The organism is Pengzhenrongella frigida (assembly GCF_004168625.1).
In the GTDB taxonomy this organism is placed as follows: domain Bacteria; phylum Actinomycetota; class Actinomycetes; order Actinomycetales; family Cellulomonadaceae; genus Pengzhenrongella; species Pengzhenrongella frigida.
Window position 1 is genome coordinate 1 of the sequence record NZ_SDWW01000024.1, and the last position, 14,317, is coordinate 14,317.

Genomic DNA, 14,317 nt, shown 5'->3' on the forward strand with positions numbered 1-14,317 from the left:
TGCGACCTCGACCACCGCGAACCGTTCCACCCCGACGGCACCGGCGGAGCCACCTCCGCCGCCAACCTCGGCCCCCTATGCAGGCGCGACCACCTGATCAAGACCTACGCCCGATGGCACCTATCCACCGACCCCCAGGTGCCGGGTTCGTACACGTGGACCACCCCCACCGGGCACGTCTACCCCTACCGACCCGACCCACCACCCGGGCACGAACCCCCACTGACCCGCGACTTCGACTGGGACACCCCACCCCCGTACTGACGCGCGACCCCGTTCCGACCCCGAGTCACCTTCTCGCGACCCCCCGGACGGGCGATGACCGGACGGGTCAGGCGACCGTGGTGCCGAAGACGAGACCGAGGAGGTAGGTCGCGCCGGCCGCGCCATAGCCGATGGCGATCTGGCGTAGCGCGCGCCGCAGCGGCGGGGCACCGGACAGCAGGCCGACGATCGCGCCGGTGGACAGCAGTGCGAGCCCGACCAGGACGGTCGCGATGATCAGGGCCACCGCTCCGTGGAACCCGAACAGGTAGGGAAGCACGGGGATGACGGCGCCCGAGGCGAAGAAGCAGAAGCTCGACACGGCCGCGCCGAGACCGGTACCGATCGCCTCGTGGGTGTCGACCTCGGGGACGGATGTGCTGGCGGCGGGCGCGAGGTCGCGGTCGCGGAGCACGTCGGCGGCATGAGCCTCGGCGTCCGCGGCCGACATGCCCCGGGCCCGGTAGACCAGGACCAGCTCGTTCGCATTGACGTCGAGGTGGGGCAGTGCGGTGTGCGTGTCCGGGTCGGGCGACGACGCCTCGAGAAGCTCGCGCTGCGAGCGCACGGAGACATACTCGCCGGCCCCCATCGACAGCGCACCGGCGAGCAGCCCGGACAGCCCGGTGAGCAGGACCGTGGCGTTGGAGACGCCCGCGGCGCTGATGCCCAGGACGAGCGCGAGGTTGCTCACCAGGCCGTCGTTGGCGCCGAAGACCGCGGCCCGGAACGTGCCGGACAGCCGGTTGCGGCCACGCGCGGCCAGGCCGCGCACGACCTCCTCGTGGATGCGCTCGTCGGCGGCCATCGCGTCGGTGGCGTGCGCGTCGTCGGCATAGGGGGAGCGGCCCTCGGCGCGCTGCGCCAGGGCGAGGACGAAGACCGAACCGAAGTGCCGGGCAAGGAAGGCCAGCACGCGGGTCCGGAAGTCACCACGCAGCGGCTTGCCCACGCGATCGCCGAGCAGTGCGACCCAGTGCGCCTCGTGGCGCCCCTCGGCCTCGGCGAGCGCGTGCAGGATCTCGCGCTCGTTCCCGGTGCGGCGGTGGGCGAGCTCGCGGTAGACAGCAGCCTCGGCGCGTTCGTCGGCAAGGTACTGGCGCCAGCGGCGCACGTCGCGTGCGCTCGGGGCGGGGGCCGCGAGCACGTCGGGCCGGACGGGGGTGGGGGAAGGCATCGGGGCTCCTACGGTCGTTTCCGACCGAACGCCCGCGGGCCTCGGCCAGCTGCCGGGCACCGAGATGCCGCGGCGGAGAAAATGGCCGAAGGTCTCGTTCGCCCGACTCGCGGGTGGTGCACCGGGCTGTGAAGCCGGTGTGTCGACGCACCTGTCACCGACCGCGCTCGACACGACGCACGACGGCGAGAACTACTCCCCTTCAGGGGGTGACGGTACCGGACGCCGCGCGGCGGGCTAGCCCTTGTCGTGCGACCGGTACTCGCTGGGGCTCGAGCCATGGATCCGGCGGAACTGTCGGGAGAAGTACAGCGGGTCGTCGTACCCGACCTGGCGGGCGATCGAGGTGATCGTCCGGTCGGTGGTGTCGAGGAGCTCACGGGCGAGCCCCATGCGCAACCGCGTCTGGTACTCGAGCGTGCCGTAGCCCGTGGCGCGGCGGAACAGCGCCGCGTAGTGGGAACCGCTCAGACCGGCCATGCCGGCGAGCTCCGCGACGGACAGGCGGGTGGAGATGTTGGCCCGCAGGTGCTCGATCGTGACCTGGACCGGGTCGACGCGCTCGCGACCCACCGCCCGCCGGTCGGCCGCGAGGAGCGTCAGCGCGTGCCAGGCCGCCCCGGACGCCGCGAGCAGGCTGGACATGGTCTCGTCCCGCTCCATCCGGTTGATGATCGTGTCGATCAGGGCGATCACCCGGGGCGGGTCGCCGAGCCCGAGGACGGGCTGGTCGGCGTTCGCGCCGATCGTTGCGAAGAGCTCGGCGACTCCGCGACCGACGACGTGCATCCACCAGATCGTCCAGGGGTCGTCAGAATCTGCCTCGTACAGGTGCGCGAGCCCGGCCGGGATGATGACGGCCTGTCCGGCGCGCACGGCGTGGCTCCCGCTCGGCACGACGCACGTGCCCCGACCCGCGGCACAGACGATGACGATGTTCTGGGCTGCCCCTTTCGGTCGGGAACGTCCGTGCGACGACGCCCGGGGGTAGTAGCCGACGTCGGTCACCAGGATCTGACCCGTGGTCGGCGCCCGCAGGGCCTGCGTGACCAGCGGGCGCGGCAGGACGCGCATGCGCTGGCCGGGGAACCCCTCGCGGAGCCGCGTCGCGCCGAGGTCGTCTTCGATCATCGATTCATCCATGTCTGTCGGAGGAATGCCCATTCTGCACGCTCGCGGGCGCTTCTAGCGTTGACCCCATGCTCGATGAAGAGTCCCTCCTGGAACTGCCCCCGGTCCCGCCTGCTCAGGCCGGCCGCCCCGTCGCCGCCTGGCGCGAGCCGCTGACGATCGACACCTACCTGCCCGACGTCGCGGATCGCTATCCGGCCTACCTGGAGAGCCGGGTCTACCAGGGCTCGTCCGGTCGCGTGTACCCGCTGCCGTTCCACGAGCGGATCAGCCCCACCAAGTCGCCGCGGCAGTGGGACGCGATCCACCTGGAGAACCGCTGGGTGCGGCTCGTGATCCTGCCCGAGCTCGGGGGACGTATCCACGTCGGGTTCGACAAGACGAACGGGTACGACTTCTTCTACCGGAACAACGTGATCAAGCCCGCACTGGTCGGGCTCGCCGGTCCGTGGATCTCGGGCGGGGTCGAGTTCAACTGGCCCCAGCACCACCGTCCTGGGACGTTCCTGCCGACCGACTCGTACATCGAGCACGAGGAGGACGGCGCCGTCACGGTGTGGTGCTCGGACCACGACCCGTTCGCCCGCATGAAGGGCATGCACGGGATCCGGCTGCGGCCCGACAGCTCCGTCATCGAGCTGCGCGCCCGGCTGTTCAACCGCACCGACGACATGCAGACCTTCCTGTGGTGGGCGAACGTCGCGGCCGCGGCCGGCGACGACTACCAGTCGTTCTTCCCGACCGACGCACGTGCCGTGGCCGACCACGCGAAGCGCGCGGTGACCGCGTTCCCGCAGGCGGACCGGCCCTACTACGGCGTCGACTACCCCGCCCGCGTGGACGCGGCCCACCCCGACGCCGACCGCATCGACTGGTACCGCAACATCCCGGTGCCCACCTCGTACATGTGCCTGGGGACCGAGGACGACTTCTTCGGCGGGTACGACCACGGCGTGGACGCCGGCTTCGTGCACTGGGCGGACCACCGCGTCGCGCCCGGCAAGAAGCAGTGGACCTGGGGCAACGGTGCGTTCGGGTGGGCGTGGGACGCGAACCTCACGGACACCGACGGCCCGTACGTGGAGCTCATGGCCGGGGTCTTCACCGACAACCAGCCCGACTTCTCGTTCCTCGCCCCGGGGGAGACCAAGGCGTTCAGCCAGTACTGGTACCCGATCCAGGGCATCGGCGCGGTCGACCAGGCCACGCTCGACGTCGCCGTCCGGCTGGACATCGCGGCCTCCCCGAGGGGGAACGCGCCGGACGGGAGCACGCCGGACGGGAGCACGCCGGACGGGAGCACGGCCGTCCGGGTCGCCGTCGTCGTCACCGCCGACCGCCCCGGGCTGGAGCTCGAGCTCGTGGACCGCGCGGGCGCGGTCGCCTGGCGGCGGACCGTGGACGCCGGTCCCGGCACACCCTCCATCACCGAGCTGGCCCTGGCGGGCCGGTTCGCGCCGACCGACCTCACCCTCGTGGTCACCCACGCGGGGATCGAGCTGGTCCGCTGGACGCACCGGGAGCTGGCCGACGACGTCGTCGTGCCCGAGCCTGCGACCGAGCCCCCGGCCCCGCAGGACGTGGCCAGCACCGAGGAGCTGTACCTCACCGGCCTGCACCTCGAGCAGTACCGGCACGCGACCCGGTCGCCCGAGCCCTACTGGCAGGAGGCGCTGGCGCGCGATCCCGGGGACATCCGGTCCAACGTGGCGCTGGCCGCGCGGCGGTACCGGAGCGCGCGCTACGCCGAGGCCGAGGTGCACCTGCGCCGGGCGATCGAGCGGCAGACCGCGCTGAACCCGAACCCGTACGACGGCGAGGCCTACTTCCGCCTCGGTCAGGTGCTCGGGCGCACGGGTCGGGCTCCTGCCGCGTACGACGCCTACGGCAAGGCCGCGTGGAACTACGCCTGGCGCGGCGCCGCGCACCTCGCCATGGCTCGCATCGACGCCGCCCGTGGTCGGGACGCGGACGCGCTCACGCATGCCCGGGCCGTGCTCGCGCTCGATGGCGACCAGCTCCAGGCGCGCAACCTGGCCGTCGTGGTCCTGCGACGTCTCGGTCGCGAGGCCGAGGCCGCGGCGCTGCTCGCCGCGACCCTGCGGCTCGACGCGCTCGACTTCTGGGCGCGGGACCTCGCCGGCGAGCCCGCCAGCCCGGACGCGCCGCTCGAGCTCGACATCGCCCTGGAGTACGCCTCGGTGGGGGAGACGGGCCGGGCGCTCGACCTGCTCGCCCTGGTGGCGTCCCTGCCGACCGTGCCCGGACAGGTGGAGGTCGCACCGCTGGCTCACCTGCACCGCGCGGACCTCCTGACCCTGCGCGGGGACACCCGCGGTGCGCGGGCCGCGCTCGACGACGCCCATCGCGCGGCCGCGACCTACTGCCTGGCCTCGCGCCTGGACGACGTCGACATGCTCGTCCGGATCTGCGCCGCGCACCCCGGCGATGCCCGGGCCTGGGCGCTGCTCGGTCACTGGCTGTACTTCCAGCGCCGGTACGCGGACGCCATCGAGGCCTGGACCACCGCCACGGCGTGCGGCGTGCAGGACCCCGTGGTCTGGCGCAACCTGGCCGTCGCGGCGTTCAACGTGCTCGACGACGCCGAGCTCGCCGCCGCGCACTACCAGCGGGCGTTCGACCTCGCGCCCGACGACGCCCGGCTCCTGTACGAGTCGGACCAGCTCGCCAAGCGCACCGGGTCGAGCTCCGCGGCCCGGCTGGCGCGGCTGCAGTCGCACCCCGCCGCCGTCGCGCAGCGGGACGACCTCACGGTCGAGGTGGTCGAGCTGCTCACCGCGGCCGGGCAGGCCGACGCCGCGCTGGAGATCCTGCAGACCCGGGCGTTCCAGCCCTGGGAGGGCGGGGAGGGACAGGTGCTCGGCGCCTGGGACGAGGCGCTGCTGGCCCTCGCCCGTGCCGCCCTGGCCGACGGCGACCCCGCCCGCGCCGTCGACCTCCTCGAGACCGCCCTGACGCCGCCGTCGACCCTCGGCGAGGGGCGGCACCTGCTGGCGAACTGCGCGCACCTGCTGCTGACCCTCGGGGACGCGCGGACCGCGGTCGGCGACCTCGCCGGCGCCCAGGACGCGTGGCGACGTGCCGCCGCGTTCGCGGGGGACTTCCAGTCGATGTCCTCGACGCCGTGCTCGGAGATGACCTACTACTCCGTGCTGTCCGCGCGGCGCCGTGGCGACGAGGCGATGGTGCAGGACCGGATCGACGAGCTCGACCGGTTCGTCAAGGAGCTGCGGGAGACCGCGGCGTCGGTCGACTTTTTCGCGACCTCGCTGCCGAGCCTCCTGCTGTTCACCGACGACCTCGACGCGCGCCGCACCACGACCGTGCTGATCCTCGAAGCCCAGGTCGCGGCGCTGCGCGGCGACCCGGTGCAGGCCGGACAGCTCGTCCGGGCCGCCCTCGAACGCGAACCGAGCCGTGTGCGGGCCCTCGACCTCCAGCGTGAGCTCAGCACGCATCGATGAACGTGGCGCGCGGCACAGGCCGCACGCTTATCCCTACGGAACCATGCAAAGAAGGACGACGATGACAACGAAGACATCCTCACGGAACAGCCGCTGGGTCGGTGCGAGCGCGGTCGGTGCGCTCGCGCTCCTGCTGGCGGCCTGCAGCTCGGGTCAGGCAGAGACTGCCGCACCCGCCGACGACGGCGCCGGCGCCGGGACGAGCGGGGCGATCTCGATCGTCTACCTGCAGAAGCAGGGCGACCAGCAGTACTTCGTCGACCAGGCCGACGGCGCCAAGGCCGCCGCATCCGAGCTCGGCGACGTCACCGTGACCGTGGTGAACCTGGGCACGGACGCGAACAAGGCCATCAGCGAGCTCGACGCAGCGATCGCTCAGGGCGCCGACGGCATCGTCATGGTCGCCCCCGACCAGGCCATCGGCCCGCAGGTCATCGACCAGGCCAAGCAGGCCGGGATCCCGCTGCTCGCGTCCGACGACGGTCTCAAGGCCGCCGACGGCACCGCGGCACCGTTCGTCGGGTTCAACGGCACCGCGATGGGCAACGCCGTCGGCGAGAAGGCGTCCGAGCTCTACACGGCGGCCGGCTGGGCTGCCGCGGACACGAAGATCATCGCCGTCGGCAAGGCCGACCTCTCGGTCTGCGTGCAGCGCCTCGAAGGTGCCGCTGACTCGTTCGGCGAGGTCGTCACGGACGTCCCCGAGACCGTCGAGGTCGGGACGGACAACTCGGTGACCGACGCGCTCAACAAGGCGGGTGCGGTCGTCACCGCGAACCAGACCGTCAAGAACTGGATCGTCTGGGGCTGCAACGACGAGTCCGAGACCGGGGTCGTGACCGCCCTGCAGAACTCGGGGATCGCCGCGGCGAACATCATCGGGGTCGGCCTGGGCGCCAACCTCACCTGCAAGGACTGGGCCGCGGGTCAGGACACCGGCAACAAGGCGGCGCTGTACATCTCCGGGTACGACGTCGGCAGCGCCGCGGTCAAGGCGATGGTCGCGCAGATCCGGGACGGCGTGGCGTTGCCGGCCGAGACGATCGCGGACACCCACATGGTCGACAAGGACAACTGGGAGGACGAGGGCGTCGTCTGCACCTGACGACCACCGGTGACGGTGCCCGCTCGCGTTCGAGCGGGCACCGTCCCGCCCCGCCCCATCCCGACGTCCCCCGAACGAGAGAGCCCCATGACGCGATCAGACGATTGGCCGCGAGCGTCGCTGAACGCCCGCGGGATCACCAAGAACTTCACCGGTGTGCGGGCGCTCGCCGGGGTCGACCTCGACCTTCCCACCGGGAAGGTGACCGCCCTGATGGGCGAGAACGGGGCGGGCAAGTCCACCCTCCTGAAGATCCTGTCGGGTGACTACCAGCCCGACGAGGGGACGATCGAGATCGGCGGCAAGGCGGTCACGTTCGCCACCCCGTTCGACTCGCGCGCGGCGGGCTTGCGGGTCATCGCCCAGGAGCCGGAGATCGTGCCGTTCGTCTCGGTGGCGGAGAACATCTACGTCGGCGCCCTGCCGGGCAGCCGCGGGATCGTGTCGCAGCGGCAGCTGCAGGACCGGGCGCGGGCTGACCTCGAACGGTTCGGGTTCGAACGCTTCCTCGACCCGGCGACCCGGGGGATCGACCTGTCGCCGGCACAGCGCCAGATGGTCGAGATCGTCCGGGCGCTCATCGGCGATCCGCAGGTGATCTGCTTCGACGAGCCGACCTCGTCCCTGTCGGACTCCGAGACCGGCGTCCTGTTCGACCTCATCGTCCGGCTGCGCGACGAGGGCCGCGCCGTCGGCTACGTGTCCCACCGGATGCGCGAGATCTTCCAGATCGCGGACACCGTGACGATCCTGCGCGATGGCCGGCTGATCGGTTCCCGGGAGATCCGGGACACCTCTGTCGGCGAGGTGGTGCGCATGATGGTCGGCCGAGACCTGTCGACCATGTTCGAACGCAACCGGCACGAGCTGGGCGAGGTCGCCCTGGAGCTCGAGGCGGTCAGCACCGACGACGTCACCGACATCTCCCTGACCGTGCGCCGCGGCGAGGTCGTCGCGCTGGCCGGCCTGGTCGGTGCCGGACGGACCGAGCTCGCGCTGGCGATAGCCGGCGACCGGCCCGTGACCGCCGGCACGATCAAGGTCCACGGCGTCGCCCAGCGCTTCCGCAGCCCGGCCGACTCGATCGCCGCCGGCATCGGGCTGGCCCCGGAGGAGCGCAAGGCGGACGCCCTGATCATGGTGCGGAGCGTGCGCGACAACATCGCCCTCGCGGTGCTCGGCGGGCTCAGCCGGTTCGGGGTGGTCGACCGCCGCAAGGAGCGGCAGCTCGCCGAGAAGTACATCGCCCAGCTGCGGATCCGCACGCCGTCCATGGCCCAGCTCATGCAGAACCTCTCCGGCGGCAACCAGCAGAAGGTCGTGCTCGCCCGCTGGCTCGCGAAGGCGACCGACGTCCTCATCCTCGACGAACCCACCCGCGGGGTGGACGTCGGAGCCAAGGCCGAGATCTACGCCATCGTCGACGAGCTCGCCGCGAACGGTGTCGCCGTGCTGGTCATCTCCTCCGAGCTGCCCGAGGTCCTCGGGCTGGCCGATCGCATCATCGTCATGCAGGAGGGCCGGGTGACGGGTGAGCTCACCCACGCCGAGGCCACCGAGGAACGCATCCTCACCCTTGCCATCGCCGACCATTTCTCCGCCGAAGGAGTACAGCCGTGAGCACCACCGTCGTCCATGAGATCCCGACCACCCCCGAGGTGGCCCGGGCCAACGCGTTCAAGCGCACCGTCCTGGCGGTCGGCGTGCAGAACCTCAGCCTGATCCTGGCCATCGCGGTGCTGGTGGTGGCCATCGGGTCGCAGAACTCGGCGTTCTTCCTCACCTCCAACCTCAAGACCATCGGCACCGCGGTGACGATCTCGGGGCTGCTCGCCCTCGTGCAGACCGTCGTGATCATCATGGGTGGCATCGACCTCGCGGTCGGCTCGATCGCCGGGCTCGCCTCGGTGACCTCCGCCATGATCTTCACCAGCGCCGGCAGCTCCGCGAGCTTCTTCGGTGCCCTCGCGATCGGGGCGGTGTGCGGGCTGGTCAGCGGGTGCATCGTGGTCTTCGGCCGGGTCACGCCCATGATCGCGACCCTCGCCGGCCTGATCGCGTTCAAGGGCGTCGCCCAGCTCGTCTCCAACGGGCGTGCGCAGGGCTACACGGGTGCCGATCCGTTCTACGTGTTCCTCGCGCGGGGCTCGATCATCGGGATCCCGACCCTGATCTGGGTGCTCGTCCTGATGGCCCTGCTCATCCATTTCGTCCTGCGGTACACCCGCGTGGGCCGCAACATCTACGCCGTCGGGGGCAACGACACCGCCGCGCGGCTCTCGGGCATCAACATCAACCGCTACATCCTGGGCGTGTTCATCCTGGCCGGCACGGTGGCGGCGCTCGCGGGGATCCTCATCACGGCCCGCACGGGCTCGGGGCAGCCGGTCTCGGGTTCGGAGGGGCTCGAGTTCCAGTCCATCACCGCCGCCGCCCTCGGAGGCGTCGCGCTGCGTGGTGGCAAGGGGTCGATCGGCGGGACGATCCTCGCGGTGATCCTGCTCGGTGTCCTGCTGAACGGGATGTCGCTGCTCGGGGTCAACCCGTTCTGGCAGAACGTCGCCCAGGGGACGCTCCTGGTGGCGGCCGTGATCATCCAGCAGCTGCGCAACGGGGAGCGCCGGGTCGGACTGCCCAAATGACCCACGCCGCACCGGCGGCTGCGGCGACCTCCGTGGTCGGGGCGCCGAGCGACGTGGCGCTCCGGCGCGCGGCTCCCGGCGGGGAGCTGCGCGCGTCGGTGGACCTGCTCGGTGGCGGGCTCCGGTCCCTCACCTTCGGGGGGGTGGACCTCGTGGAGAGCTACCCGCAGGGACAGCCCGCCCCGGCGTGCTCAGGCGCGGTGCTCTTTCCCTGGCCGAACCGGGTCCGAGACGGTCGTTGGTCGCAGCACGGGAGCGAGCACCAGCTCGTGGTCACCGAGCCGGAGCGGGGCAACGCGAACCATGGTCTGGTGCGTACGGCGCCGTTCACGATCGAGCATGTGGCGCAGGACGAGGTCGTCGTGTCGGTCTGCCTCACCCCGCAGCCAGGCTTCGCGTTCCAGCTCACGATGCAGGTGCGCTACGCGCTCACCGACGACGGGCTCGAGGTCACCCACACCATGACGAACACGTCGGGGTGGCCGGCCCCGGTCGCGCTCGGGGTGCACCCGTACGTGCGGATCGGGGACGTCCCCCGGGGCGAGCTGAGCATCCAGGTCCGCGCCGGCCGCTACCTCGAGGTGGACCGCCAGCTCATCCCGGTGGGCGAGCGCCCGGTCGCCGGCTCTGCGGTCGACCTTCGCGAGCCCCGGCGGGTCGGCGAGCTGGAGCTCAACACCTGCTTCGGCGACCTGACCGCAGCGGACGGGTACAGCCGCAGCGTCGTGGCGGCCCCGGACGGACGCGCCGTCGCGGTGTGGGCCGACGAGGCGTTCGCCTTCGTCCAGATCTACACCTGTCCGGACTTCCCCCGCGCTGACGGAGCCGGGCTCGCGCTGGCGATCGAGCCCATGACTGCGCCCGCGGACGCCCTGAACTCCGGGGTGGGGCTGACCTGGCTCGACCCCGGCGAGACCTGGACCGCGTGCTGGGGGATCCGACCCGGCGGGCGATCGGACGCCTGGGCCACCGCGTTCACCCGGACCGGGTGAGGCGCGCGTCCCCGCGCCCGGTGCACGCTCAGGGTCTCCTCGTGAGTTCGGAGCCCGTCATGACGTCCGGCGACCGCCCGTCATCGCCCCGCTGCAGGGTGCCGTGACCGGCCCCGCACCGCTCCCGGCGGCGACCGCCCGGCGGTGGCGTACCCGCCGATCGGCTGCGGTCGCCGGGATCGTGTTCGCGGTCCTGCTCATCGTCGCCCTCGTGGCGATGCGCGTGGCGCTGTCGGCGGGGGACGTCCGCGCTGTCGGGACCGACCCCCAGCGCCAGGCCTTGATCCGGCTCAGCCTGAACATCGTGCCGTTCGCCGGGATCGCGTTCCTGTGGTTCATCGGCGTCGTGCGCGATCAGCTGGGCGCCGTCGAGGACCGGCTGTTCTCGACGGTGTTCCTCGGCAGCGGGCTGCTCTTCCTCGCGATGCTGTTCGAGGGCGCGGTGGTGGCGACGAGCCTGATGGAGATGGCCGCCGGGCAGGGGCTCGACGCGGGCATCTGGGCGTTCGGCCGTGGCACCACCCAGGCGCTCATCACCGTGTACGCGATGCGGATGGCGGCCGTGTTCACGCTGTCGGTGAGCACGGTGGCGCTCCGCACCTCCGCGATGCCGCGGTGGGTGGCGTTCGTCGGGGTCGCGGTCGCCGTCGTGCTGCTCGTGTCGGCCGGTGAGCGCACCTGGTCCCAGTTCGTCTTCCCGGCGTGGGTCCTGCTGGTCAGTGTCGTCATCCTCTTCACCCGTCCGCACGGTCCGGGCGTCGCGCCGGCGGACGAGGCCGGTGCGACGATGCGGCCATGAGGACGATTCGGCCATGAGCAAACGCGCGGAGCTCCAGGTCGCCCTGCGGCCGCTCGACGCGCCCGGTATCCGGGCCTTCCTGACGGCGCACTCGGCGCTGCCCGGACCCCGTGCCAACCTCGAGCTGCTGGCCGCCTTCGGGGACGTCGCGCCCGCCACCGTCATCCTGGGGCTGGTCGGGTCCGACGACGAGTACCTCGCCGCGTGCGCGGCCGGCGCGCTGGGGCGCCTGGTGATCGAGGCCGACGGCGGCCGGCGCGACGAGCTGGTCGGGTTGCTGCACGACCAGGCCGCCGACGACCGCTGGCGAGTTCGCGAGGGCGTGGCGATGGGGCTGCAGCGGATGGGCGACGTCGATGCGGCCCTGCTGCGCGACCTCGTCGACGCCTGGGTGGACGACGACGACCCGCTGGTCCAGCGCGCTGCGGTCGCGGGGATCTGTGAGCCCCGGCTGCTGGTCGACCCCGAGACCGCCCGGTGCGCGCTGGCCGCGTGCGCGACAGCGACCGCGTCGCTGGCCCGCCGACCCCCGGATCAACGACGACGCGCCGAGGTACGGGTCCTGCGTCAGGGGCTGGGCTACTGCTGGAGCGTCGCGATCGTCGCCGACCCGGTGCGGGGTCTGCCCGCGCTCGCCGCGCTGGAGGCCTCGACCGACGGCGACGTCGGCTGGATCGTGCGCGAGAACCGCAAGAAGGCCAGGCTGATCTGGTTGCTCGACGCTAGCCGTTGAAGGACCGTCCGGGCACCGGCGCCTTGTTGCTGACGGCGGTGATGATCTCGGCGGAGACCAGGCGGAGCTTGACGTTGCGGTGCTGGGAGGCCGCGCGCAGGATCGCGAACGCCGCGTCGGCGTCGCAGCGGTTCTGGCCCATGATGATGCCGATCCCCTGGTCGATCGTGGTCCGGGAGTCCAGGGCCGCGCGGAGCTGCTCGGTGATCTCGCGGTCGTGCTCGTGGCGCACCGCCAGGGCGAGCGCGCGGGAGGCGTCCGCCGCGAAGTAGCGCGCCGCGGCCTGCTTCGCGGCACCGAAGGCGTGCGCCTGCAGGGAGTACAGGTTGAGCGCGCCGACCGCGTCCGGCCCGCCGTCGAGCGGCAGGAACATCGCGGACCGCACCCCGAGGCTCAGCGCCCGGGTGCGGAACCGGCGCAGGCGCTCGTCGGCCGCGAGGTCGTCGATCACGACGACCGTTCCCGCCTGGATGGCGCCCGTCGCGGTGTTGTCGCGCTCGGCGAAGAGCGCCTCGTCGCACAGTCGGGCCAGCTCGTCGGTGCTGGCCAGGGTCGCCCGGCGCTCGTCCCGCATGACGGTGACGGCGCCCGAGACGCCGCCCGGGACTCCCTCACCGAGGGTGGCGACCGCGAGCTGGACGAGGTGCTCGAGGAAGCCCGGGACGTCGGTGCCCGTCAGCAGCGCGTCGTGCAGCTCGCTGGGTGGGTGGCGGCGGCGTTCGCTGAAGACCGCGGTCTGATCGTGGTCGGACATGGCGTACCGCCAGTTCCTTCAAAGGCGCGTGCGTTCGGGGTGCACCGCTCGGGTGCGCCAGCGAAGCGCGTCCCACTCGGCAAAAGGTTCCTCTTTGATCATCACACGGGAGTCAAATTGCCCTCGTTGCGTCACACGGCCCGAACGCCGTCGAGCACCTGGTAGAGGTCGAAGTCCTGCCAGGATCCGGCGATGTTGAGGTACTCCGGTGCGGTTCCGTACCAGGCGAAGCCGGTGCGTTCCAGGACCCGCCGCGACCCGAGGTTGTGGTGCAGGATCTCCGCCTGGACGCGGTGCAGCACCCAGTCCTCGAAGGCGACGCGGGTGATGTCCCGGACGGCCGCGGTGGCGTGGCCGCGCCCGTTGTCGACCTCCGCGACCCAGTAGCCGAGGCAGCAGGACTGGAACGCTCCCCGTACGACGCCGCTGAGCGTGATGCGGCCGACGATGCGGCCGGCCTCGTCGAGGATGACGTGCGGCAGCCCCGCCTCCTGGCGATGCATCGCGAGCGCCGCGTCGACCACCGCGCTCTGGCCGTCCTCGGTGAAGTACTCCTCGTTCCGGACCGGCTCCCAGGGGGCGAGGAAGTCGCGGTTGGTGCGGACGAGCGCGGTCAGGGCCGGGACGTCGTGGGCGGTGATCAGTCGGGTGGGGCGCACCGGCTCAGTGTGGCAGCGCCCCGAGCCGGCCCGGCGGGCGCAGAATGGCGCATGCGCCACCGTCCCCCCGCCCCGCCCGTCGCCCGCATCGTCCCCGGTCCCGGGCAGGAGTCGGTCTGGGACTACCCCCGCCCGCCCCGGCTCGAGGCGACCGTCGAGCGGGTCGTCGTCCGGTTCGCGGGCCGGGTCGTCGCGGACACCCGCGCGGCGGTGAGGGTCCTGGAGACGAGCCATCCGCCGGTCTACTACCTGCCGCGGGCGGCCTTCGCCGACGGCGTGCTCGTCGAGGTGCCCGGGTCGTCGCTGTGCGAGTTCAAGGGGTCGGCGCGGTACCTCGACGTGCGGGTGGGGGACACGGTGGCGTCCCGAGCCGCCTGGTACTACCCCGAGCCGTGGCCGGGCTACGACGAGCTGAGGGACCGGGTCGCGCTCTACCCGGGCACCATGGAGTCCTGCGAGGTCGACGGCGAGGTCGTGCAGGCCCAGGAGGGCGGTTTCTACGGGGGCTGGATCACCGCGCGCGTCGTCGGCCCGTTCAAGGGCGCGCCCGGGACACTCGGGTGGTGACCGCCATCA

At 72.2% G+C, this 14,317-nt stretch carries 12 protein-coding genes and 1 pseudogene; 9 read left to right on the forward strand and 4 right to left on the reverse strand.

Annotated elements, in window-relative coordinates:
* A pseudogene (locus EUA98_RS19755) lies at nucleotides 1-264 on the forward strand (HNH endonuclease); the annotation flags it as partial.
* Between the two features lie 67 nt (nucleotides 265-331).
* Here the strand turns inward: EUA98_RS19755 and EUA98_RS10925 are convergent.
* Together EUA98_RS10925 and EUA98_RS10930 are read right to left on the reverse strand one after the other, a co-directional pair.
* Nucleotides 332-1,441, reverse strand: coding sequence for a VIT1/CCC1 transporter family protein (locus EUA98_RS10925; protein ID WP_130102719.1), 1,110 nt, complete (start codon nucleotides 1,439-1,441; stop codon nucleotides 332-334).
* A 237-nt stretch (nucleotides 1,442-1,678) separates the two neighbouring features.
* On the reverse strand, nucleotides 1,679-2,572 hold the full coding sequence (locus EUA98_RS10930) for an AraC family transcriptional regulator (RefSeq protein WP_207219048.1): 894 nt from the start codon (nucleotides 2,570-2,572) through the stop codon (nucleotides 1,679-1,681).
* A gap of 68 nt (nucleotides 2,573-2,640) precedes the next feature.
* Between EUA98_RS10930 and EUA98_RS10935 the strand changes: the two genes are divergently transcribed.
* The 7 genes from EUA98_RS10935 (at nucleotide 2,641) to EUA98_RS10965 (ending at nucleotide 12,328) form a co-directional block, all read left to right on the forward strand.
* Complete coding sequence (locus EUA98_RS10935) at nucleotides 2,641-6,057, forward strand: DUF5107 domain-containing protein (protein WP_130102720.1); 3,417 nt, start codon at nucleotides 2,641-2,643, stop codon at nucleotides 6,055-6,057.
* 61 nt (nucleotides 6,058-6,118) lie between these two features.
* Complete coding sequence (locus EUA98_RS10940; protein WP_130102721.1) at nucleotides 6,119-7,162, forward strand: substrate-binding domain-containing protein; 1,044 nt, start codon at nucleotides 6,119-6,121, stop codon at nucleotides 7,160-7,162.
* Between the two features lie 87 nt (nucleotides 7,163-7,249).
* Nucleotides 7,250-8,782, forward strand: a complete 1,533-nt coding sequence (locus tag EUA98_RS10945; protein ID WP_130102722.1) for a sugar ABC transporter ATP-binding protein — start codon at nucleotides 7,250-7,252, stop codon at nucleotides 8,780-8,782.
* Nucleotides 8,779-9,804, forward strand: a complete 1,026-nt coding sequence (locus EUA98_RS10950; RefSeq protein WP_207219049.1) for an ABC transporter permease — start codon at nucleotides 8,779-8,781, stop codon at nucleotides 9,802-9,804. Before EUA98_RS10945 ends, EUA98_RS10950 begins: the two co-directional genes overlap by 4 nt.
* Nucleotides 9,801-10,796 carry an aldose 1-epimerase family protein gene (locus EUA98_RS10955; RefSeq protein WP_130102723.1) on the forward strand — a complete coding sequence of 332 codons (996 nt, stop codon included), beginning with the start codon at nucleotides 9,801-9,803 and terminating at the stop codon, nucleotides 10,794-10,796. Before EUA98_RS10950 ends, EUA98_RS10955 begins: the two co-directional genes overlap by 4 nt.
* A gap of 103 nt (nucleotides 10,797-10,899) precedes the next feature.
* Complete coding sequence (locus tag EUA98_RS10960; protein ID WP_130102724.1) at nucleotides 10,900-11,595, forward strand: hypothetical protein; 696 nt, start codon at nucleotides 10,900-10,902, stop codon at nucleotides 11,593-11,595.
* Nucleotides 11,596-11,608: 13 nt separating this feature from the next.
* Nucleotides 11,609-12,328 (forward strand): HEAT repeat domain-containing protein, encoded by a 720-nt coding sequence (locus EUA98_RS10965; RefSeq protein WP_130102725.1) that lies wholly within the window; start codon nucleotides 11,609-11,611, stop codon nucleotides 12,326-12,328.
* Here EUA98_RS10965 and EUA98_RS10970 read toward each other — a convergent pair.
* On the reverse strand, nucleotides 12,318-13,082 hold the full coding sequence (locus EUA98_RS10970; protein ID WP_130102726.1) for a GAF and ANTAR domain-containing protein: 765 nt from the start codon (nucleotides 13,080-13,082) through the stop codon (nucleotides 12,318-12,320). The two genes, EUA98_RS10965 and EUA98_RS10970, sit on opposite strands and share 11 nt — an antisense overlap.
* Before the next feature lie 131 nt (nucleotides 13,083-13,213).
* Complete coding sequence (locus tag EUA98_RS10975) at nucleotides 13,214-13,741, reverse strand: GNAT family N-acetyltransferase (protein ID WP_130102727.1); 528 nt, start codon at nucleotides 13,739-13,741, stop codon at nucleotides 13,214-13,216.
* Nucleotides 13,742-13,792: 51 nt separating this feature from the next.
* Here EUA98_RS10975 and EUA98_RS10980 point away from each other — a divergent pair, with 51 nt between their 5' ends.
* Nucleotides 13,793-14,308, forward strand: a complete 516-nt coding sequence (locus EUA98_RS10980; protein WP_130102728.1) for a DUF427 domain-containing protein — start codon at nucleotides 13,793-13,795, stop codon at nucleotides 14,306-14,308.
* Nucleotides 14,309-14,317 lie beyond the last annotated feature (9 nt).

Coding starts and splice junctions, on each gene's coding strand:
- EUA98_RS10925 (WP_130102719.1), bottom strand. CDS start 1,441: ATGCCTTCCCCCACCCCCGTCCGGCCCGACGTGCTCGCGGCCCCCGCC.
- EUA98_RS10930 (WP_207219048.1), bottom strand. CDS start 2,572: ATGATCGAAGACGACCTCGGCGCGACGCGGCTCCGCGAGGGGTTCCCC.
- EUA98_RS10935 (WP_130102720.1), top strand. CDS start 2,641: ATGCTCGATGAAGAGTCCCTCCTGGAACTGCCCCCGGTCCCGCCTGCT.
- EUA98_RS10940 (WP_130102721.1), top strand. CDS start 6,119: ATGACAACGAAGACATCCTCACGGAACAGCCGCTGGGTCGGTGCGAGC.
- EUA98_RS10945 (WP_130102722.1), top strand. CDS start 7,250: ATGACGCGATCAGACGATTGGCCGCGAGCGTCGCTGAACGCCCGCGGG.
- EUA98_RS10955 (WP_130102723.1), top strand. CDS start 9,801: ATGACCCACGCCGCACCGGCGGCTGCGGCGACCTCCGTGGTCGGGGCG.
- EUA98_RS10965 (WP_130102725.1), top strand. CDS start 11,609: ATGAGCAAACGCGCGGAGCTCCAGGTCGCCCTGCGGCCGCTCGACGCG.
- EUA98_RS10970 (WP_130102726.1), bottom strand. CDS start 13,082: ATGTCCGACCACGATCAGACCGCGGTCTTCAGCGAACGCCGCCGCCAC.
- EUA98_RS10980 (WP_130102728.1), top strand. CDS start 13,793: ATGCGCCACCGTCCCCCCGCCCCGCCCGTCGCCCGCATCGTCCCCGGT.